This is a genomic window from Mesobacillus subterraneus (assembly GCF_023715485.1).
GTDB lineage: Bacteria > Bacillota > Bacilli > Bacillales > Cytobacillaceae > Mesobacillus > Mesobacillus subterraneus_B.
On sequence record NZ_JAMBOF010000009.1, the window covers coordinates 43,407 to 63,730 of the forward strand.

Here is a 20,324-nt window from a genome sequence, read left to right on the forward strand (position 1 = left end):
TCTAGAATTTAAGTTCATTAGCTTAGAGCTTTAGAAATAGCTTCAATTACACGGTCCGCCTGGAATGGTTTTACGATGAAATCTTTTGCACCTGCCTGGATGGCATCGATGACCATCGCTTGCTGTCCCATTGCAGAACACATGATGACTTTTGCATTAGGATTAATTTTTTTGATTTCTTTCAATGAAGTGATTCCGTCCATTTCCGGCATTGTTATGTCCATTGTTACAAGATCCGGCTGGAGTTCTTTAAATCTTTCTACAGCCTGCTGGCCATCTGCCGCTTCTGCTACAACCTCAAACCCATTTTTCGTTAAAATGTCCTTAATCATCATTCTCATAAAAGCCGCATCATCCACGACTAAAATTCTGTTTGCCATTGGAATTCCTCCTGTTTGTTATTTCAATTTTTTAAGGCGATCGCTCTGGCTGATAATATCCGTTACACGAACTCCAAAATTCTCATCGATTACTACAACCTCACCCTGGGCAATCAAACGATTATTTACTAGAATATCGACAGGCTCTCCAGCGAGTTTGTCCAATTCGATAATCGAGCCGGATCCAAGTTCGAGGATATCTTTTACAGACCGCTTTGTACGGCCTAGTTCAACTGTAACCTGCAATGGTATATCAAGCAGCATATCAAGGTTTTTCGTTTCCGCTTGCTGCGGCTGGAATGTATCAAAACTTGAGAAAACAGCTGGCTGGACTGTCGGCTGAGCTCCAGTCATTACATTGCCAATATGTTGCGGCCCTGTATGCACGGGCTGCTGTTGTGACCAGCCATTTCCTGGAGGAACATTATTCTGCACCGATTGCTGATAATAAACCTGTTCCTGTGGCTGGTATTGAGCATGCTGCATCATCGGCTGTTGTTGCCCAAAAGCCTGCTGTTCATTCTGTGAAATTGAATGAGTTTGTTCTGGCTGCATTGCTGGCGTTTGTTGACTACTAGGCTCAGCAACTTGATTTTGAGATCCACCCGGATTCAATAACTCATCAACGAGACTCTTTGCAAATGTAACGGGTAGAAGCTGCATAATGTTTGAATCTATTAAACTGCCAATTTTTAAAGCGAATGAAACTTTCACTAAAATATCATCTTCTGGAATGGAATCCGTACCTTCACCTTCAGCTACATTTAGGAGGTTGATATTTGGAGGTGATATATCCACCCTTTTACTGAATACTGTGGACATTGATGTCGCAGCCGATCCCATCATCTGGTTCATGGCTTCCTGCACCGCACTTAACTGGATTTCATCCAGTAAATCCCTGGGGTTAAGTCCATCCCCTCCAAGCATTAAATCAGCAATGATTGCTGCGTCATTTTGCTCGATCACCAGCATGTTGCTTCCAATGAAACCTTCTGTATAGTGTACCTGTACTGCCACGTATGGATCTGGAAAGGCATCTTCAAGCTTGGACCTATGTACAACAGTTACTGTTGGAGTATTAATCTCCACCTTTTGGTTCAGCAAGGTCGACAACGCTGTAGCAGAACTTCCAAATGAGATATTGCCTATTTCGCCTAGGGCATCCCTTTCCATAAAAGAAAAATAATCATCTACATCAATCGTACTTTCTATTTCTTCCGCTTCATCGGATGTCCCTCGAAGAAGCGCATCAATTTCATCTTGAGATAACATGTCATCGCTCACCATTTTCGGCTCCCCCCTTAAATGTATCAAACACTTGAATGGCTAATTTTTTGTTTATTTTCCCTGGCTGTCCAACAAATTTAGGGATATCTCCGACTTTTATCAGTAATGGTTTTTCAATCTGCTGGTTCAATTCAATCACATCGCCAATATCGAGCATTAGGAAATCCTGAATTGAAATGTCCGATGAACCAATTTCAGCAGTGATGGATACATCAGCCTTTTGGATTTCGTATTGCAGCAGTGAATTTTCAATTGGCAAGCTTTCCTTTTTATCTGACTGCATCCAGTACTTTACAGACAACTTAGGTATGATTGGTTCCAAGACTACATGCGGGATACATATGTTGATCATGCCGCTTGCCTCACCGATTGTTGTGTTCAAAGAAATTACAACGACAGTTTCATTTGGGGAAACCATCTGCAAAAATTGCGGGTTGATTTCAAATTCAGATAACTGCGGGTCTATATCGGATATTGAACCCCAAGCCTCTCTGAAGTTTTCAAATGCTTTTTCAAACATATTCGACATAATCCTGGTTTCGATTTCTGTCAAACTATCGACCTTGTTATGGCTCGTCCCTCTTCCACCAAGCAACCTGTCCATCATTGCATAGGCAATATTGGGATTAACCTCCATCAAAATCCTTCCCTCTAGTGGTTCCACATCAAATACATTCAATATTGTTATCTTTGGAATAGACCTAATGAATTCTTCGTAAGGGATCTGGTCAGCGGATGCTACACTAATATTCACATAGGTTCTAAGCTGGGCAGAGAAAAAAGTAGTCAACAGCCTGGCAAAGTTTTCGTGAATTCGAGTAAGACTGCGGATTTGGTCTTTTGAGAAACGCAAAGCCCTTCTAAAATCATAAACCTTTACTCTTTTTTCCACTTGTTCCTTCTTTAACTCATCCGCATCCATTTCACCGGTAGACAACGCGGACAACAGAGCATCTATTTCGTTTTGTGATAAAACCTCTCCCGACATTCCCTTCACCTCCATATCATTGCGGTTTAGTAGTTTTATTTGTTACTGGAGGAGAGAACCTGTTATATAGACCTTTTTAATTTTGCCTTCTTGCATCAGCCCGTTTAACTTGGATTTGAGTGTTTCCTCTAGATTAATCTTGCCGTCCTTACCCTGGAGTTCTTCAGACTTTTTCTCAGAAAGCTCATAAATAATAATGTTCCTCACCTGGAAATCTCTCTTCTGAAGCTCTTCTTTAGCCTTTTCACTGTCTGTCTCAATCTTAAATGAAATTTTAATAAAATCATTGGATGCAAGGTTCGTTGTTACTTCTGGTATATCTACGGATGCTTCCAATACTTCATCAATACTTGGTTCCTTTTTTCCATCTTCACCAGTAAGCTTCATAACAGTAACAGCTGCTATCGCACCAACCAGCATGATCGCTACAAGCATGACCAACATTATCATAACCAGCTTATTATTCTTCATTATTTTGTTCCTCCAACATTCGCCCTCCAAGAAGGCCGACACTCTGATAAAATTCCTGAATTAATTTGCTGACTTCGTCTACCGATTCCCTTACAACATATTTACGTCCGTTGGTTAACGCAATCGTTGTATCCGGAAAAGATTCAACTGTTTCAATAAAGAGTGAATTAATTCTAAATGTTTTCCCATTTAATTTCGTAACTTGTATCACAATAATTCACAGGGGCTAAAAGCCTGATGCTTTCAGCCCTGCTCCTCTCTTAATCTATCGTTTTAAGTTTACGAGCTCTTGGAGAATCTCATCAGATGTTGTAATGATTCTTGTGTTTGCCTGAAACCCACGCTGAGCAGTTATCATTTCTGTGAATTCTTCAGAAAGGTCGACGTTAGACATTTCTAATGCGCCGGCAGCAATCGATCCCCGCCCTTCACCAGGAACGTTGATGTTTGCGGTTCCTGAGTTTACTGATTCCTGGAATGTATTGTTTCCAGTCTTTGAGAGACCTGATGGATTGCTGAACTTCGCAAGCGCCAACTGTCCTAATGTCAAAACTAGACCGTTAGAAAACACACCGTTGATTTCACCAGTTGAACCGATGTTGAAGCTCTCCAGGGCACCTTGTGTGTTGCCGTCAGGGTAGGCGTTGGCGTCCATGCTGCCGCCTTCCTTTGTCAAATCTTTGATAGGCATGTTAACTGTTAAAGTCCTTGCTCCGTTACTACCATCATTCACCTTTAACTCCAGAGATATATCAGCAGCAGGGTTATTGGGATCATAATCAGGGATTGTAATATTCTGTTCTACAATATTTGCTCTAGGGTTCGCTGGGTCAACAGTGATTGACTTATCCTCAAAAGAAAGTTTCCAAGAACCATTTGCAGCATTTACAGGTGAAATTTTCAAATCAATTACATGTTCTATTCCTTCATCATCAACAACTTTTATTTGCTGCAATAGATCGGAATTACCTTTCGCTTCTTTTGGAAGGTTCCCCTTCATGACTAACTCAGTTGTTTGTCTTGCAGGTAAAAGAGCATTCACATTTACAGTGACATCTTCCAATACACCGTTCTTTAATGATTGTACTTTCATTCCCTCACCAGTAACAAGAGTCCCATTATCATCAAGATAAAAGTTCCCGGCACGTGTATACATCTGAGATTGACCTTGCTTGACAACAAAATAGCCATCTCCTGAAATTGCAAGGTCAAGCGCACGGCCAGTTGTTTGCAAGCTAGATTGTGTATCGATTGTATCGACGCTTGCAATTGTAGATCCTAATCCTACCTGCATTGGGTTTTTGCCGCCTTTATTTTGGGTGGCGGCACTAGCTCCTGAAATCGTTTGGTTCATTGTATCTTTAAAAGTGACACGGCCCTTTTTGAAGCCGTATGTATTTACATTGGCAATATTATTACCGATCACGTCTAATTTTGTTTGAAAGTTTTTCATTCCGCTAATTCCTGAGTACATTGAACGAAGCATTTATAAAACTCCTTCCTATTCTAGGGGCTGCTTCTTTCGGTCCACAGCCCAGGCCTCCGTAAAGGTCCAGCCTTGTTATCTTAAATTTCCATGACAATTGTGCCATTAATATTCGTGAAAATTTGTTCGGCGGCTTCTTGCCTTCCCATAGCCGTAATAACCGTATTATTTTTCGCACTGACGATCAGAGCTGCATCTCTTAGCAGCACGAGTGAATCAGTCACTCCCTTAGCCTTGGCCTGTTTTACTTTTTCTTCGATCCTGGACCACCTGTCTTGGGAAATATCAATTCCACGCTGGACAAGTCGGTCACTCGCATGCTTGCTTATTGTCAGCTTACTTTTAGATTGGATTGCTGATTGCAGCTGCAAGGAAAAAGGTGTTTGTGTTAAATGATTCGTTTTAACGGGCTTTTTATCGTTCCTGCTAACAGGCAGTGACTGAATCGGACGGAAATTCGCCTTTTCCATCTCATCACTTCCCTACATCATTGAATTTTGGTAATTTGTGAAGAAATAATGCTTGTGTTGCCTTCATCAGCCAGCACATATGATGTTTTTCCGTTTTTAAAAGATACTGATTGAACTAAAGCAGATTTCTCTTGCTTATTTTCATCAAGATAAGTGACTGTCTTTCCGATTAACATACTTGCCTGAAGGATGTGATTTTCACTTGATAGTTCATTGATTTGTGAAATATTTGCTGGTTCAAGCTTCGTGCCATCTTCAAGTATAAAAGAAACATTATCTTCTTTGAATTGGACGGATGCGACTTTTCCAGTACCCTCTTTGATGGTTTCCTGCCCATTACTTCCTTCAACCTTATGCCAGGTAATTTCCTTGCCGACGAACTGGCTATATGAAATCATTTTGTTCTGCTGTTCAGCCTGAACAAAACGGTCAATCGACTTTCCCATATTTGTAATTTGCTCAAGTGTTGAAAATGTCGCCATTTGTGCTATAAAATCCTTATCCTGCATGGGATTCATTGGATCTTGGTTCTGGAGTTGGGTCATCAAGATTTTCAGGAAATCATCTTTCCCAAGAATATCCGAACCAGTCTTTCTATCCTTTTGAAGATTTGAGAGCAGATAAGAAGAATTAATTGTATTCACCATCGTCATAGTCCTCCTATACTTCGGTGTTCAGCAGAGCTTCCTCAAAAGAAAGGTTAAATTCAGCTTTTTCTTCTTTCTTTTCCTGCTCTTGCCTGTCCGGCTGTCTGTGCTGCTGTTGGGAATCTCTGTTCAGGAATCGTTCCTGCTGAGTTGTCTGCTGGGTGATTTCGATTCTTTCCACCGAAATATTTTGTGCAGCAAACGCCTGCTTAAGACCATTTATCTGGGATTCCAGTGTATCCTTTGCAGTCCCGCTCGAGGTTATGATCCTGGCCATCATCGTATGGTCCTTTTGGAACAATTCTACCCGAATGCTTCCAAGATGCTCTGGAAATAACTTGATAAATAGTTTTTGTGTTCCTCCGCTATTTATAAATTGCGACTTAGAGAGAATCGATTCAAATTGTTTCATTAATTGTTCAGCCGATACTGGCTTTTCTGGACTATTCATCATCAATGTCAGTTGTTCAGCCCTCGCCATTTGAGGAAGGAATGCAATCGTTCCTGTTTGTCCCTCAGCTTTGATACTAGATCCTCCGTCTCCTGAAACATTCGCTTCAGAAAAAAGTGGATTTTTTGAGTTTGAAAGGTTTAATTCACCGGCTAAACGGGTAAAACGGCTTTGTAAATATTCCGTTGGGTTGCTTCCAGCACTCTGTTTTACCAGATTATCTAATTTCTCTCCAAGATTTCGCAAACTTTCTTTAAGCGGATGTGTATTCTTTTGTTCATATCCGTCTGCATATTTTTCCATCAAATCATAAAGCTTTAATGCCTTTATTGCATGAATTTCACTTTTTTCAAGCTTGATTGCCAAATCTTTTTGCGGAAGATTTGCTATAGCGCCTAATAATGCGGCAAGCGAGGCAAATAACTCTTCTTCTGGCATCTCTTGAAGTTCCGTTTCATTCAGTGCTGACCATTTTTGGATCAAAAGATTTAGTTCATCTTCGCTTATGCCAAAGTGTTCCAAAGCTTTTTCAAGAAAATCCCCTGAGTCAGAAATTAAAATACCGAATAGCTCTCCACCCTCTTCTAAATCTAGAAGATCACCAGTTTTTAGGAATGCAATTAAATCATTTAGTTTTTCATCAGGGTTTTTTACCTGTTCAGTTGCTGTGCCACTAACGTTTGCATTACCCATTATTAACCCTGCCATCATTCCGGCAAAACCACCTGAATTACCAGTCTTGTCTGACACTTGCTGTTTTCCAGCTGCAATTGTATTAAAAAAGCCTAGGCCTCCTACTTCCATTCTTTCACCTCCCTTCAAATAAGGTTTGTAAAGGCTAATTATTCTGTGATTCGTTTGTAAGCAATTCTGTATATTTCGCTGCATCCTCAGACGGCATCTTCTCCATTATCGCCGCGAGTGTTTCAGGTTTAATATTTGTCAGAATTTTTATCGCTTCATCAGATTCCATCTTAGCGATTATTGGAGCAGCGCTCTTTGCTGACATAGTTTCATATGTTTTCACAATTTCCTTGAAGGCACGCTTATTTTCTTCCTGGATTGCAGTCAATTCTTCAATTTGAGCTTCCAACTGTGTTTTTTCCAGCTCCATCCGCTCAACCTGCAAATCCTTGCTTTCAATTTTCGTCTGCAGTTGTTCCATTTTTGCTTCACGGTCTTTAATCTCGGCTTCCAGGCTTATGATGTCCTCTTCATATTCTTCAATAGATGGCTGCTTTTCATCTTTGACATAGTCCGAAATAAAAGGAATTTTCACCCCGAGCCCCTTCGCCGTTTCGAAAACATTGATTCCTGCAAAAGATAGCACTACCAATGCTATTACAATTGCGAAAAGCGATGGTATTACAACTACAAACAGCAACCATTGAAACCTATTAACATGCTGACCTTCTTTTTCCTCGATGCTTTGTCCCATTAAATCACCTTATTTCCCGGTTCATATATTGCTGAATCGAGATTTCATCCATCAACTTGCCCTCTGCAAACTTTTCATCAGCAAGAAATTTTAGATGGTCCTTCTCTTTGATCTTTTCAAATTTTTTAACTTCAACATTCTTTTCCATTAGCTGCATTTGTTGATAGTTCATAATATTCCTGGCATTCATAACAACTTTTTGATAGTGCGCTATCGATTTTTCTAAATTGCCGATAAACTGTTGATGGTGGCGTATTTCCTGTACTGGCAATCCGCTGACCAAACGGCCAGATTGATAGCTTTCAAGATCCTCTTTCTTCTTCAGGAGATGGTAAAGCCTGTCAGCAGCTTCCTCAAATTTCTTTACTGAATCCTGGTATATAACTTGTGCTTCATCTTTCTCCCTGGATTTAATTGACAGGATTTTATCGAATTTATACTGATAGCGCATTGTAACCATCAACCTCTCCTTACTAATTGCAACAGTTCCTGGACACTTTCATTTATCGATACTTTTTCGTTTGTACCCTGCTTCAAGAAATTCAGAATTTGCGGGTATTTCATGATTGCTTCATCTATTTCAGCTGATGACCCTTTTTTATAGGCACCGATATTAATCAAGTCTTCGGAGTTTATATAGGTGCTTAATAACTCTCTTAGCCTCTCTGCTGCTTTTACATGGTCGTCACTGACAATATTGTTCATGATCCTGCTTATGCTCTTTAACACATTTACTGCAGGATACTGGCCCTTATTAGCTAAATCCCTGTCTAACACAAAGTGTCCGTCAAGGATCCCCCGCACTGTATCTGCTATTGGCTCATTCATATCGTCACCGTCTACGAGTACCGTATAAAAACCAGTGATCGAACCGAATTCATTTGTGCCAGTCCTTTCAAGAAGTCTTGAAAGGATTGCGAAAACAGAAGGCGTGTAGCCTTTTGTAGTCGGAGGTTCTCCGACCGCAAGTCCTACTTCACGCTGAGCCATTGCCACACGTGTAACCGAATCCATCATCAACATCACATTGAGCCCTTTATCGCGAAAGTATTCAGCTATGGCAGTAGCAGTATAAGCGCCTTTGATCCTCATTAGAGCAGGCTGGTCTGAAGTGGCGACCACGACAATCGACCGTTTTAAACCCTCTGGGCCAAGGTCGCGTTCAATAAACTCTCTTACTTCACGTCCACGTTCGCCGATTAATCCAATGACATTTAAGTCTGCAGTAGTATTCCTCGCAATCATCCCCAGCAAGGTACTTTTCCCGACGCCGCTGCCAGCAAATATCCCAACACGCTGCCCATTGCCTACTGTCAACAGACTGTCAATCATCCTTACACCTACTTCAATCGGTTCAGAGATTGGCGGCCTGCTCAACGGATTAGGAGGATCTTGTTCAGTAGGGACTGAAGCCAAGCCTTTTGGAAGGCTTGATTGATCCAAAGGCACACCTAGTGAGTCTACGACTTTTCCAATTAATCCCGGGCCAGCTTTAATCTCAAGCGGCTTCATTGTTGTTTCTACCAGGCTGCCCGGAGAAATGTCATGGAGTGATGTATATGGCATAAGAATGACATTTTCGTCTTGAAAACCGACCACTTCTGCCTGTATTTGCCGCTTCTTCTTGGTGCCCACATGGATGAAGCAAACATCGCCTATCGAGCTTTCGGGACCCTGAGACTCGATCATCAAGCCGACAACTCTTTTGACCCGACCAAATCGCTTAAAGCTATCCATGAAATCAATATGATCGATTAAATCTGAAGCCTTCACTATTGTTCACTCTCCAACAATTCGAACAGCTTTTGTTTGAGTTCTTCCAGCTGGCTGTCCACACTTGCGTCAATCCTGCCATTTTCCGATTCTATCAAGCAAGATTCTTCATTCAATTCATCATTCGGGTAAATATAGAAATCTACTTCCTTAGGAAAAATCGCAATTAATTCTTCTTTTTGCGCTAGCAGGAATTGATAGTGATTTGGATGAACATGCAGTTGAATATCTTTATAATCCCTGGCGTTTTTCAAAGCCCTCTTAACGAGAGAAAGGAACCCTTCATCGGCAGAAATTTTTTCTCCGATAATTTTACTGGCAATCTTCACTCCAAGATCCAGAATTACTTTTTCAGAAGATTCGATATGGTTACGGTAATCTCGTTTGGAGGCCTCAACTGTTTCCTGAGCAAAAAGAATCGCTTCACTGTATTCCTTGTAACCCTGGTTTTGACCATCCTGCAAGCCTTGTTCATATCCACTCTGCCTGGCTTCTTCTGCCAAGAGAACTTTTTGCTGCTCCCAATCTTCTCTTTCTCTTGAAATATGTTGTCGTATTTGTTCTGCCTCTGATGCTGCTCTTGAAACAAGACTTTCAGCTTCTAATTCAGCTTGGGCTATAATCCTCGCTCTTTCTGCTTCTGTATGAATAAAAACAGGTTGAACATCTTCTTTCCCACCTGTTTCTAAAGCACGTATTGAGATGACTTTTTTCTCAACTGATTCCATACTGGTGAATTGTGACTTAATTAACCTAGACAATGATATCATCCCCTCCGCCCCGGGCGATGACAATTTCACCAGCTTCTTCCAGACGGCGGATAATAGCTACAATTCTCGACTGTGCTTCTTCAACATCACGCAGCCTTACAGGGCCCATGAATTCCATTTCATCCTGGAAGGTTTCAACCATTCGTTTAGACATGTTTTTAAAGACAATTTCCTTCACTTCATCGCTTGAAACCTTAAGTGCAAGCATAAGGTCCTCGTTTTCACAGTCTCTAATCACACGCTGGATTGCACGGTTATCAAGCGTAACGATATCTTCAAAGACAAACATCCTCTTTTTGATTTCCTCAGCCAGCTCGGGATCCTGTATTTCAAGTGCGTCCAGAATTGTCCGTTCAGTAGCTCGGTCAACACCATTCAATACATCTACAACAGCTTCTATTCCACCAGTTTGTGTATAGTCTTGTGTCACGGTAGCTGATAGTTTTCTTTCTAGAATCTGTTCAACTTCATTAATGATTTCAGGTGAAGTACTGTCCATGACAGCAATCCTTCTGGCAATGTCAGCCTGAACCTCTTGCGGCAATTCCGACAAAATTTGCCCTGCTTGAGCAGAATCTAAATATGACAGAATAAGGGCAATAGTCTGGGGATGCTCATTTTGGATAAAATTCAGAATTTGACCAGCGTCTGCTTTCCGTGCAAAATCAAAGGGTCTCACTTGCAAGGAGGATGTCAATCTATTAATGATCACTGCTGCCTGGTCGGTGCCTAACGCTTTTTCAAGTACCGTCTTGGCATACCCGATGCCACCCTGAGTAATATAATCCTGGGCTAATGCAATGTTGTGAAATTCTTCTAAAATCTCCTCCTTGGCTAAGGAGTCAACTTTTTTTACTCCAGAGATTTCAAGAGTAAGTTTCTCTATTTCCTCTTCACTTAAATGTTTATAAACCGTTGCAGAAACGTCTGGTCCGAGTGAGATCAGGAGGATAGCTGCTTTCTGTTTTCCAGTAAGTTCTTTCTGTTCTTTCCGTGCCATATGTCCCCCTCCTACTCTTCAGAAATCCATGTACGTAATAGCTTAGCGAAATCTTCCGGCTTCTCTTTAGCCATTTTTTCAAGTTGTTTTTTCTTCATTGTACTTTCCGTCTCGAGTTCTTTATTTACATCGGGTACACGAATTTGCTCATATTTCTCTTCAATAACAAACTCGTCTCCGACTTCAGTTTTTTTCGTTCTTATAAATAGAAGCAACAGGACTACAATTGCTGCAAGCAATAGCCCTCCAACAAGGTATACCCACCATGGAAGCTTTTCTACAACATTGTTTTCGAACGTAACCTTACCGTTGAACGGTTGGACAGATACAACGACCTTATCCTCAATCACCTCATCCGTAAGTTCAGTTGCTAAAGAATTTTTATCAATTGTCGTACGGACGATCGTACCTAGAATTTTGGTAATATCGTCTACCCGCTCCTGCGGCAATGAATTAGGATCATCAGGTGTTGGCGGTTCAACCATAACCTGTATCCCTAAATCCCTAACCTTGTACGGGCTTTCGGTAATTTCCTTACGGATTCTGCTGACTTCACTATTGATTGTTTCTTCAACTTTCTCGTAGTCTCCATTGCCATTGGCACCTTCGAGATATTGAGCACCATTAGAATCTGCCGGGTCACCGGTTTCTGTAACCCCTCCAACCTGATCAGCGTTTCCAGTGAACGTTTCAGTAATCCTTTGGGCACTGATCGCGATTCCTTCCATATTTTCTTTATCAACTGGTTCAACAAGGTTTTCTTCCCTGTTTTCTTGGGTAAAGTCAATATCGGCGGAAACGGAAACAACTACTTTATCGTGGCCCATCAGGGTGCCAAGCATGTTTTGTACTTGTCTTTGTACGTCTCTCTCAATTTGCTGTTTAATTTCGTGTTGAGAAGCAAAAGTAGCACCACTGGAATTATTTTCATTTTTTAAATCAAAATACTCAAAAAATTGATTCATGATGACGATATTATCTGTAGGAAGACTTGGAACACTTTTCGCAACCAGATGGTAAAGTGAATTGATTTGTTCTTCCTTGAACTGATATCCCGGGCTCGTATTCAATACAATGGAAGCCGAAGCCTGTTCTGTGCTATCGTTTACAAAGATGCCCTTCTCAGGCAGGTTGATCATTACCTTCGCATCATTTACGCCTTCAATGCCTTTCATCAATTCAGCAAGCTCTGTTTGCATTGCTTCAAGTTTCAAGACATTGAATTCATTATCTGTCATGCCAAGACCAGCATTCTGGCTGAAAAATGAATAATCAATGCTTCCTGATTTCGGGATCCCTTCGGCAGCTAGTTCCACTTTTAAACTATCAACCGATTCCTCAGGAACTAAAATTGTTTTGCCTCCATCGGCAATTTCCGATGTGATGCCTCTTGCATCAAGGCTTTCTTTGATGGTGCCAGTTTCAGCAGGTGAAAGATTGCTGTAAAGCGGCACCAAAGAAGTTCTGGAAGTTAAGAAGGCTGTAAGTCCGGCAATTGCCAAAACAAAGAAAATAGACGCACCCAGACTAATTTTTTGCTTTCTGGTACGCCCTTGCCAGAAATCCTTCATTGTATGTAAATACTTTTGAACGGTTTCTTTCATTTCAATCCCCCGGTTATTAAGTCTCTTCTTTTTATACAGCTAATAACCGCTATAATCTTAGTTTTTAGCCAATATTATTAAACTTGCATTCTCATCATTTCCTGGTAAGCTTCAATCACTTTGTTTCGCACTTCTAGGGTAGCCTGCATTGTTATGCTGGCTTTTTGGCTTGTAATCATTACTTGGTGCAGGTCAACATTCTCACCACGTGCCAATTTTTCTGTCATTGCATCCGATTGAAGCTGTGATTGATTTAAATTTTCAATTGATTGCTTAAGTACGGACGAAAAACTTTTTTGTGCTTCGTATGGTGTAGGTGTAGAGGTAGGCCCTTTTATTTCAAATGGCCTGACCATTTGGCTAACAGAATTAATTCCCGCTGTATTCATTTATGTTTCTCTCCTTACTTGCCAATTTCAAGAGCTTTCATCATCATTCCTTTTGAAGCGTTAAACACTGTGACATTCGCTTCGTATGAACGGGTAGCACTGATTAAGTCCACCATTTCCCTTAGAGGGTCAACATTAGGATATTCAACATAGCCTTCAGCATTTGCATCTGGATGTTCAGGATCAAAAACCATTTTTAATGGTGTTTCATTATCGTCCATAATTCTGGTTACCTTAACCCCGTTTCCAGCCCCACCATCTGCTGAATTCCCCATCGCTTTATTCAGAAATGAAGAAAAACTTCCTCCCTTTGGTTCCAAAACGACCATTTTCCTTCGGTATGGCTCCCCATTAACTCCTCTGGTGGAATCAACATTTGCCATATTTGATGAAATTACATCCATTCTTAGGCGCTGAGCAGTCAATGCAGATGCTGTTGTATTCATGCTATGAAAAATTGTCATATTTACTTACCACCCCGTATGACCGATTGGAGGGAATTAAATTTCCCATTAATTCTTTCAGTCAGCGCATTATAATAGATTTGGTTCGTCGCCAGGTCGGCCATTTCTTTATCCAAATCAACACTATTCCCATTTTCGTTATAATTCACATTTTTCTTTGTTACCATCGCTGGCCCACTGCTCACTCTGCTGCCAAATTCAAAATGGCGGGCATCAGATCTATTCGCTTGAAAAGACTGGCCTAGTGCCTGCTCAAACGCCGCTTTAAAGGATACATCTTTCGCTTTATAATTCGGTGTATCAACATTCGCGATATTCTGCGAAATTACTTTTTGCTTTGCAGAAGAATAGTTCAACGCATTTTCTAAGGTTGATACCGTGTTCGAAAACAACTTCAATTTTTGCACCTCACTAATGCTTTACTGTAAATTTTGCTGAATTTTGTAATACATTGCTGAAATTCGTCATTATATCCCTAATTGTAAAGAATCTGAAATAATCTGTCTATGTACTTTCAGTTAATTTTTATCATGCATAGTGCTCATTTTTCAAAATAGGTTAAAAGACCTATTAATTTACTGTATTTTATATTTCTATAAATATCATACAAATATATTAGCAATAAACTGATTACAATTGGTTAAAAAGAATTATCTGCAGAAGAATTCACCTCAAGCGACCGAGGAATATTCTCCTATAAAACCGGAATATATTTCTTAGTTCTTTGTGAATTTTTGTGAAAAAAACCTTTTTTGTTTTGGGCTTTGTAAAAGAAGAGAAATATAATTGTAATAAAGACAGGAACAAAAAGCGCAAGCGCCTCGTTCAACCCGACAAGCGCTGCCCTTCAAGAACGCCCCTTCCTGTGGCTGGCGGGTCTAGTACATCGTGTCCATCGGAGGGCCGACCGGTGAAGTCTTCTTGACTTCATTGGGCGGACCGAAATCGAAATGCATAGCCGACTGTCCAGAAACGCAGAAACTGGTGACTCCGACAAAGAAGCGTTTTTTTCTTCTGCCGATGGAGTTGAAGTTTCGGAGTTTCTAAGAGGCGACACTAGACAATCCGAAAAGCGGAGGCGACTGCCCAACTCCGACAAGCGCTGGAGGGCCTGACAGTGAAGTCGTTCTTTGACTTCATTAGCAGGACCGAAGCGTCTCGAGGAGTTAGGAGCCGAAGCTAGACAAGCGACTCGAGGGGTTAGGCGCTGGAGCTGGATTGAGAATACTACATGTAGTTATCCACAACTAAATAATTTTTTAATTTCCTAAAGACTAAAAAAACCCGCTGGCATCCAGCGGGTTTTTGGCACTTATTTAGTTGTTTTTAAGCTTCTCAAGTTCAAAAAGGAATTTATCATTCAATACTTTGATATATGTTCCTTTCATTCCAAGGGAACGAGATTCGATTACGCCAGCACTTTCAAGCTTGCGTAGAGCGTTAACGATCACGGAACGAGTGATACCCACTCTGTCAGCGATTTTTGAAGCAACTAGCAGGCCTTCTTTACCGTTAAGTTCTTCAAATATATGTTCAATCGCTTCAAGCTCACTATATGAAAGAGAGCTAATCGCCATTTGGACGACCGCTTTGCTGCGAGCTTCATCTTCAATTTCCTCAGCTTTTTCACGAAGGATTTCCATACCTACAACAGTTGCGCCATATTCTCCAAGGATAAGGTCATCATCGTGGAACTGTTCTTCAAGACGCGCAAGTATCAAAGTTCCAAGACGCTCACCGCCGCCGATAATCGGCACGATAGTCGTTAAGCCATTTTTGAATAGGTCCTTGTTCTCAACCGGAAAAGCAGTGTATTCACTGTTCACATCAAGGTTTGGTGATGTTTCCTGGACGTTGAAAAGGTTCTTTGTGTACTCTTCTGGGAATTGTCGGTCTTCAAGCATCTTCACCATGCGCTCGTTTTCGATTTGCTGGTTGATCGCGAAGCCCAAAAGTTTCCCTCTGCGGCTCACGACAAAGATGTTTGCTTCGATTACTTCACTCAGTGTTTCGGACATTTCTTTAAAGTTTACCGGTTTGCCGGCAGCTTTTTGGAGCAGGGCGTTAATCTTTCTAGTTTTTGATAGTAAGTCCATTATTTCTTCCTCCTATTTGCTTCAACAAAAAATACATTTATTTTTAATCACTGGCTTATTTCAACACTTAAGCACAATAGGCAGCCTTTATTTGTCTACCCTTTTGCAAATGCACTAAAACGGTAAACCATTATAATATGAATTGGCTTAAGTCTTTATCGCGTGAAATAACTCCCAGCTTTTCCTCTACATATTGAGGAGTGATCGCGACTTTTTCCAAATTGATATCCGGTGCCTCGAAGCTAAGATCTTCAAGAAGTTTTTCCAATATTGTCTGGAGTCTTCTCGCACCGATATTATCCGTATTCTGGTTAACTTCAAACGCGACTTCAGCAATCTTACGAATAGCATCGTCAGAAAATTCAATTTGTATACCTTCAGTTTCCAATAAAGCTTGATATTGCTTTGTAAGCGCATTGTCAGGCTCTACCAGTATTCTGTAAAAATCCTCTACTGTTAACTTGGTAAGCTCCACTCTGATCGGGAATCGGCCTTGCAGCTCCGGTATCAAATCAGAAGGTTTTGCCATATGGAATGCCCCCGCGGCAATGAATAAAATATGGTCAGTTTTAACTGGTCCGTATTTTGTGTTTACCGTGGATCCTTCGACAACCGGCAGGATATCTCTCTGGACGCCTTCGCGCGACACATCAGCACTGGAACTGCCAGAATTCTTGCTGGCAATCTTGTCGATTTCATCAATAAAGATAATTCCAGCCTGCTCAGCGCGTGATGTAGCTTCCTGGGTAACTTCATCCATATCGATAAGCTTTTGGGCTTCTTCGTTGATCAAGACCTTTCTAGCCTCACGAACGGCCAGCTTGCGTTTCTTGTGTTTTTTGGGCATTAAGCCGCCCAAGGCATCCTGCATGTTCATGCCCATTTGTTCCATGCCTGACCCCTGGAGCATGTCGAACATCGAAGGAGCCTGTTCTTCCACTTCTACAGTGATCAACTCATCTTCAAGCTCGCCAAGCTCAAGCTTCTGTTTGATTATTTTGCGCTTCTCATATAATCCCAGGTCTTCTGGCTGGTTTGTTTCCTGTTCAGACTGGCCGCCTCCGCCAAACAGCATTTCCAGTGGATTTTTATAATTCACTGATTTTTTCGCTGATGGTACGAGCAGCTCAATTAATCGGCGGTTTGCATTTTCTTCAGCAGGCTCTTTAACACGCTGCATCTTTTCCTCTTTAACAAGCCTTACCGATGTTTCAACAAGGTCCCTGACCATAGACTCAACATCGCGGCCGACATAACCAACTTCAGTGAATTTGGTCGCTTCAACCTTTATAAATGGGGCACCGACCAGCTTTGCCATCCTTCTGGCAATTTCTGTTTTACCTACCCCTGTAGGCCCTATCATCAAGATATTTTTAGGAATAACTTCATCTCTGATGTTTTCTGCGAGCAAGCCCCTGCGGTATCTATTTCTTAGAGCGACTGCAACAGCTTTTTTAGCATCCTTCTGGCCGACAATGTACTGATCAAGCCTTTCCACGATTTGCCTTGGAGTTAAATTGGTCATTTGTTTCAATCTGAACACTCCTTTTCCGTTACAGTTCTTCTACGATAATATTGTGATTTGTATAAACACAAATGTCAGCAGCAATTTCCAAAGACGATTTCGCGATTTCCTTCGCAGTCAGATGGTCGCCAGCATATTGTTTTAATGCACGGCCTGCAGACAACGCATAGTTGCCGCCCGATCCGATCGCAAGAATACCGTCATCAGGCTCGATTACTTCTCCAGTCCCTGATATAAGCAGCATATGTGTTTCGTTCATGACGATCAACATAGCTTCAAGCCTTCTAAGAACTTTATCGCTTCGCCATTGCTTAGCAAGTTCAACGGCCGCTCTCTGGAGATTCCCGTTGAATTCCTCAAGCTTCCCTTCGAACATCTCAAACAAAGTAAAGGCATCGGCAACAGAACCAGCAAATCCGGCAATCACTTTACCATTAAACAACTTTCTAACCTTCTTCGCTGTGTGTTTCATCACTACTGCATTTCCAAAGGTTACCTGGCCATCGCCTGACATGGCGCATTGGCCTTTATGCTGAACAGCAAATATCGTTGTAGCGTGGAATTCTGACATTCTTTCGTCCTCCTTCTGGCTTACGCCCTCGGGTGATGTGACATATAAATATTCCGTAAATGCTCTTTTGTAACATGGGTGTAGACTTGCGTCGAAGATAGAAACGCATGGCCCAGCAATTCTTGTACGGTCCTCATGTCCGCTCCGTTGCTCATCATATGAGTCGCAAATGAATGGCGCAGTTTATGAGGATGGATCTTACCCGTCAGAGCAGAGTTTTCGATCAATTTATTTAAGATATCCCTGATGCCGCGGTCCGTCAGTGGTCCGCCTCGGAAATTAACAAATAAATAACCATGATCGCCTTTGTCCTTCAGAAGTTCTGATCTTCCATTCTTTATGTACTCGTCAAGCGCATCATGAGCAAAGCTGCCGAAAGGCACATACCTCTCTTTTTTCCTTTTACCGTGAACTAAAACAGTCGACAGAGATAAATCTATGTCTTTCATCTGGATTTTACAGCATTCGCCGACACGGATTCCTGTCGCATAAAGAAGTTCAAGAATCGCTTTATTCCTTCTTCCTAAAGCAGTTTCAGTCTCACAAGCATTAAATAGCTGGGATAGTTCCTCTTCGTAAAAAAAATCCGGCAGGCGCTTTTCTAATTTCGGGATTGAAACAAGCGAGAAAGGATTATCCTCGACGATTTTTTCCCGCAACAAGAATTTATAAAAACTGCGCATACATGAAATCTTGCGCGCCACAGACTTTCTGGAAAGCTGCTGGTCAAATAGTTTTGTAAGATAAATTCTTGTATCAGAGTATTCAACATCTCCCAAATCAGTCAGTCCTTGTTCAGACATGAACAAAAAAAATTCCCTAATATCATGTTGATAATGTTCAATTGTATATTGTGAGTAATTTTTCTCGATTTGTAAATATTCAATAAATAACTTTAAAGAATTGTTCACATTTGCTTCCATCTTTTCACCTCACAAGGGCTACTAAATAGTAACATATTTGAATAGCCCTCGCAATAAAAATTACAAATTTTTCACAAATTTCTGAATTGTTTCCAACGCTCTGGAAGCGTGCTTTTCGTTGCGTTCTTGTTTGCCTTTGATTTTTTCCGGCAGCTCAGGAAAAAGTCCAAAATTAGCGTTCATTGGCTGGAAGTTTTTCGCATTGGTTGTTGTAATATAACGAGCCATACTTCCCATTGCTGTTTCATGAGGGAATTCTACTGGTTCCTCACCTTTTACCAGGCGGGCAGCATTAATTCCGGCAACCAGGCCGCTTGCAGCTGATTCTACATAGCCCTCAACACCTGTCATTTGTCCAGCAAAGAAAAGGTCTTCTCTGTTCCTGAATTGATATGTCGCCTTAAGCACCTTCGGCGAATTGACGAAGGTATTACGGTGCATTACACCATAGCGGACGATTTCAGCATTTTCGAGTCCAGGAATAAGCTGTAGCACTTCTTTTTGAGGTCCCCATTTTAAATGCGTCTGGAAGCCAACAATATTGTAGAGTGTTCCCGCAGCATCATCCTGCCTTAGCTGTATTACAGCAAATGGACGCTTTCCTGTTTTCGGATCTTCAAGTCCAACTGGCTTCAAGGGACCAAAAAGCATCGTCTTTCTTCCCCTTTGTGCCATAACTTCGATTGGCATGCAGCCCTCAAAGAAAATTTCTTTTTCGAATTCTTTTAGCGGTACTGTTTCTGCTGCAATCAAAGCCTCGTAGAAGCGATCAAATTCCTCTTCTGTCATCGGACAGTTAAGATAGGCAGCCTCCCCTTTATCATATCTTGATTTAAGGTAAACCTTATCCATATCGATACTATCTTTCTCGATAATCGGTGCCGCTGCATCATAAAAATAAAGATATTCTTCACCTGTAAGCTCCTTCAACTGCTCTGACAAAGCCGGACTAGTTAAAGGACCAGTAGCAATGACGGTAGGGCCATCGGGAATTCGAGTCACTTCTTCATTTAAAACAGTAACGTTTGGGTGCCCTTTTACTCGATCAGTCACATATGCAGCAAACTCATGGCGGTCTACAGCCAAAGCCCCTCCTGCGGGAACAGCACAAGCATCTGCCGCTCCAATGATAACGGAGTCAAGCTTCCTCATCTCTTCCTTTAATACCCCTACTGCATTCGTTAATGTGTTTGCGCGCAAAGAATTGCTGCAGACGAGTTCAGCGAATTTATCTGTATGGTGAGCCGGAGTTTGCTTAACAGGCCTCATCTCATACAAGTTAACTTTGATGCCTCTTTCCGCAAGCTGCCACGCAGCTTCGCTTCCGGCCAGTCCGGCACCAACGACATTTACTCTTGCTTCAGTCATATCTATTTCCTCCAGTAGCTATTTAAAAAATACAATAGTTTGAAAAAGAATGTTTCTACGCTGGTCGTTTAGTGCGTTATTATTACAACAGCCTTTTCAAAAGATTAATTATACCATCTGCCTGTACATAAATCTTCTATTATATACTTCATTCTTACTTACTTTACCCTGATACTTGTATCATTTTGCACTTTAGTTTACGAAAAAGAAAGAAAAAAGTTTC

Annotated in this window: 23 protein-coding genes; all 23 read right to left on the reverse strand. The window is 41.4% G+C overall.

The window, feature by feature from the left end:
• Positions 1-17: 17 nt before the first annotated feature.
• Entirely contained in the window at positions 18-380 is a 363-nt protein-coding gene (locus tag M3204_RS14340; RefSeq protein ID WP_251482979.1) for a response regulator, read from the reverse strand.
• Between the two features lie 18 nt (positions 381-398).
• The gene (gene fliY, locus M3204_RS14345) at positions 399-1,667 is read right to left on the reverse strand and encodes a flagellar motor switch phosphatase FliY (protein ID WP_251482981.1); all 1,269 of its coding nucleotides are present in this window, start codon (positions 1,665-1,667) and stop codon (positions 399-401) included.
• Positions 1,654-2,655, reverse strand: a complete 1,002-nt coding sequence (gene fliM / locus M3204_RS14350) for a flagellar motor switch protein FliM (RefSeq protein WP_251482983.1) — start codon at positions 2,653-2,655, stop codon at positions 1,654-1,656. The genes fliY and fliM overlap by 14 nt, the downstream gene beginning before the upstream one ends.
• A gap of 42 nt (positions 2,656-2,697) precedes the next feature.
• The gene (gene fliL, locus M3204_RS14355) at positions 2,698-3,126 is read right to left on the reverse strand and encodes a flagellar basal body-associated protein FliL (RefSeq protein ID WP_251482985.1); all 429 of its coding nucleotides are present in this window, start codon (positions 3,124-3,126) and stop codon (positions 2,698-2,700) included.
• Positions 3,116-3,337, reverse strand: a complete 222-nt coding sequence (locus tag M3204_RS14360) for a flagellar FlbD family protein (RefSeq protein WP_251482986.1) — start codon at positions 3,335-3,337, stop codon at positions 3,116-3,118. Before M3204_RS14360 ends, fliL begins: the two co-directional genes overlap by 11 nt.
• 54 nt (positions 3,338-3,391) lie before the next feature.
• A complete protein-coding gene (locus M3204_RS14365; RefSeq protein WP_251482988.1) occupies positions 3,392-4,612 on the reverse strand; it encodes a flagellar hook protein FlgE in 1,221 nt (406 codons plus the stop codon).
• Between the two features lie 80 nt (positions 4,613-4,692).
• Positions 4,693-5,082, reverse strand: a complete 390-nt coding sequence (locus M3204_RS14370) for a TIGR02530 family flagellar biosynthesis protein (RefSeq protein WP_251482990.1) — start codon at positions 5,080-5,082, stop codon at positions 4,693-4,695.
• A 17-nt stretch (positions 5,083-5,099) separates the two neighbouring features.
• Positions 5,100-5,729, reverse strand: a complete 630-nt coding sequence (gene flgD / locus M3204_RS14375; RefSeq protein ID WP_251482992.1) for a flagellar hook assembly protein FlgD — start codon at positions 5,727-5,729, stop codon at positions 5,100-5,102.
• 13 nt (positions 5,730-5,742) lie between these two features.
• A complete protein-coding gene (locus tag M3204_RS14380) occupies positions 5,743-6,984 on the reverse strand; it encodes a flagellar hook-length control protein FliK (protein WP_251482994.1) in 1,242 nt (413 codons plus the stop codon).
• A gap of 34 nt (positions 6,985-7,018) precedes the next feature.
• The gene (locus tag M3204_RS14385; protein ID WP_251482996.1) at positions 7,019-7,618 is read right to left on the reverse strand and encodes a MotE family protein; all 600 of its coding nucleotides are present in this window, start codon (positions 7,616-7,618) and stop codon (positions 7,019-7,021) included.
• 4 nt (positions 7,619-7,622) lie between these two features.
• Entirely contained in the window at positions 7,623-8,069 is a 447-nt protein-coding gene (gene fliJ / locus M3204_RS14390) for a flagellar export protein FliJ (protein WP_251483238.1), read from the reverse strand.
• An 8-nt stretch (positions 8,070-8,077) separates the two neighbouring features.
• On the reverse strand, positions 8,078-9,355 hold the full coding sequence (gene fliI / locus M3204_RS14395; RefSeq protein WP_285856972.1) for a flagellar protein export ATPase FliI: 1,278 nt from the start codon (positions 9,353-9,355) through the stop codon (positions 8,078-8,080).
• A 35-nt stretch (positions 9,356-9,390) separates the two neighbouring features.
• A complete protein-coding gene (fliH, locus tag M3204_RS14400) occupies positions 9,391-10,161 on the reverse strand; it encodes a flagellar assembly protein FliH (RefSeq protein ID WP_251483000.1) in 771 nt (256 codons plus the stop codon).
• Positions 10,145-11,161 carry a flagellar motor switch protein FliG gene (gene fliG, locus M3204_RS14405; protein WP_251483001.1) on the reverse strand — a complete coding sequence of 339 codons (1,017 nt, stop codon included), beginning with the start codon at positions 11,159-11,161 and terminating at the stop codon, positions 10,145-10,147. Before fliG ends, fliH begins: the two co-directional genes overlap by 17 nt.
• 11 nt (positions 11,162-11,172) lie before the next feature.
• Positions 11,173-12,765, reverse strand: coding sequence for a flagellar basal-body MS-ring/collar protein FliF (gene fliF / locus M3204_RS14410; protein WP_251483002.1), 1,593 nt, complete (start codon positions 12,763-12,765; stop codon positions 11,173-11,175).
• Between the two features lie 77 nt (positions 12,766-12,842).
• Complete coding sequence (fliE, locus tag M3204_RS14415) at positions 12,843-13,154, reverse strand: flagellar hook-basal body complex protein FliE (RefSeq protein WP_435367726.1); 312 nt, start codon at positions 13,152-13,154, stop codon at positions 12,843-12,845.
• 14 nt (positions 13,155-13,168) lie between these two features.
• A complete protein-coding gene (flgC, locus tag M3204_RS14420; RefSeq protein WP_251483003.1) occupies positions 13,169-13,618 on the reverse strand; it encodes a flagellar basal body rod protein FlgC in 450 nt (149 codons plus the stop codon).
• A 2-nt stretch (positions 13,619-13,620) separates the two neighbouring features.
• Complete coding sequence (flgB, locus tag M3204_RS14425) at positions 13,621-14,016, reverse strand: flagellar basal body rod protein FlgB (RefSeq protein WP_251483004.1); 396 nt, start codon at positions 14,014-14,016, stop codon at positions 13,621-13,623.
• Between the two features lie 918 nt (positions 14,017-14,934).
• Positions 14,935-15,714 (reverse strand): GTP-sensing pleiotropic transcriptional regulator CodY, encoded by a 780-nt coding sequence (gene codY / locus M3204_RS14430; RefSeq protein WP_251483005.1) that lies wholly within the window; start codon positions 15,712-15,714, stop codon positions 14,935-14,937.
• 130 nt (positions 15,715-15,844) lie between these two features.
• Positions 15,845-17,248 carry an HslU--HslV peptidase ATPase subunit gene (gene hslU / locus M3204_RS14435; RefSeq protein WP_285856959.1) on the reverse strand — a complete coding sequence of 468 codons (1,404 nt, stop codon included), beginning with the start codon at positions 17,246-17,248 and terminating at the stop codon, positions 15,845-15,847.
• A gap of 19 nt (positions 17,249-17,267) precedes the next feature.
• Positions 17,268-17,810, reverse strand: coding sequence for an ATP-dependent protease subunit HslV (gene hslV, locus M3204_RS14440; protein WP_251483006.1), 543 nt, complete (start codon positions 17,808-17,810; stop codon positions 17,268-17,270).
• A 20-nt stretch (positions 17,811-17,830) separates the two neighbouring features.
• A complete protein-coding gene (xerC, locus tag M3204_RS14445; RefSeq protein ID WP_251483007.1) occupies positions 17,831-18,733 on the reverse strand; it encodes a tyrosine recombinase XerC in 903 nt (300 codons plus the stop codon).
• A 60-nt stretch (positions 18,734-18,793) separates the two neighbouring features.
• Entirely contained in the window at positions 18,794-20,101 is a 1,308-nt protein-coding gene (gene trmFO, locus M3204_RS14450; RefSeq protein ID WP_251483008.1) for an FADH(2)-oxidizing methylenetetrahydrofolate--tRNA-(uracil(54)-C(5))-methyltransferase TrmFO, read from the reverse strand.
• Between the last annotated feature and the right edge of the window lie 223 nt (positions 20,102-20,324).

Coding starts and splice junctions, on each gene's coding strand:
- flgD (WP_251482992.1), bottom strand. CDS start 5,729: ATGGTGAATACAATTAATTCTTCTTATCTGCTCTCAAATCTTCAAAAG.
- trmFO (WP_251483008.1), bottom strand. CDS start 20,101: ATGACTGAAGCAAGAGTAAATGTCGTTGGTGCCGGACTGGCCGGAAGC.
- fliY (WP_251482981.1), bottom strand. CDS start 1,667: ATGGTGAGCGATGACATGTTATCTCAAGATGAAATTGATGCGCTTCTT.
- M3204_RS14380 (WP_251482994.1), bottom strand. CDS start 6,984: ATGGAAGTAGGAGGCCTAGGCTTTTTTAATACAATTGCAGCTGGAAAA.
- fliF (WP_251483002.1), bottom strand. CDS start 12,765: ATGAAAGAAACCGTTCAAAAGTATTTACATACAATGAAGGATTTCTGG.
- M3204_RS14340 (WP_251482979.1), bottom strand. CDS start 380: ATGGCAAACAGAATTTTAGTCGTGGATGATGCGGCTTTTATGAGAATG.
- xerC (WP_251483007.1), bottom strand. CDS start 18,733: ATGGAAGCAAATGTGAACAATTCTTTAAAGTTATTTATTGAATATTTA.
- fliJ (WP_251483238.1), bottom strand. CDS start 8,069: ATGCGCTATCAGTATAAATTCGATAAAATCCTGTCAATTAAATCCAGG.
- flgC (WP_251483003.1), bottom strand. CDS start 13,618: ATGACAATTTTTCATAGCATGAATACAACAGCATCTGCATTGACTGCT.
- fliG (WP_251483001.1), bottom strand. CDS start 11,161: ATGGCACGGAAAGAACAGAAAGAACTTACTGGAAAACAGAAAGCAGCT.
- M3204_RS14365 (WP_251482988.1), bottom strand. CDS start 4,612: ATGCTTCGTTCAATGTACTCAGGAATTAGCGGAATGAAAAACTTTCAA.
- fliL (WP_251482985.1), bottom strand. CDS start 3,126: ATGAAGAATAATAAGCTGGTTATGATAATGTTGGTCATGCTTGTAGCG.
- M3204_RS14385 (WP_251482996.1), bottom strand. CDS start 7,618: ATGGGACAAAGCATCGAGGAAAAAGAAGGTCAGCATGTTAATAGGTTT.
- fliH (WP_251483000.1), bottom strand. CDS start 10,161: ATGATATCATTGTCTAGGTTAATTAAGTCACAATTCACCAGTATGGAA.
- codY (WP_251483005.1), bottom strand. CDS start 15,714: ATGGACTTACTATCAAAAACTAGAAAGATTAACGCCCTGCTCCAAAAA.
- hslV (WP_251483006.1), bottom strand. CDS start 17,810: ATGTCAGAATTCCACGCTACAACGATATTTGCTGTTCAGCATAAAGGC.
- M3204_RS14370 (WP_251482990.1), bottom strand. CDS start 5,082: ATGGAAAAGGCGAATTTCCGTCCGATTCAGTCACTGCCTGTTAGCAGG.
- fliI (WP_285856972.1), bottom strand. CDS start 9,355: ATGGATAGCTTTAAGCGATTTGGTCGGGTCAAAAGAGTTGTCGGCTTG.
- fliM (WP_251482983.1), bottom strand. CDS start 2,655: ATGTCGGGAGAGGTTTTATCACAAAACGAAATAGATGCTCTGTTGTCC.
- fliE (WP_435367726.1), bottom strand. CDS start 13,154: ATGAATACAGCGGGAATTAATTCTGTTAGCCAAATGGTCAGGCCATTT.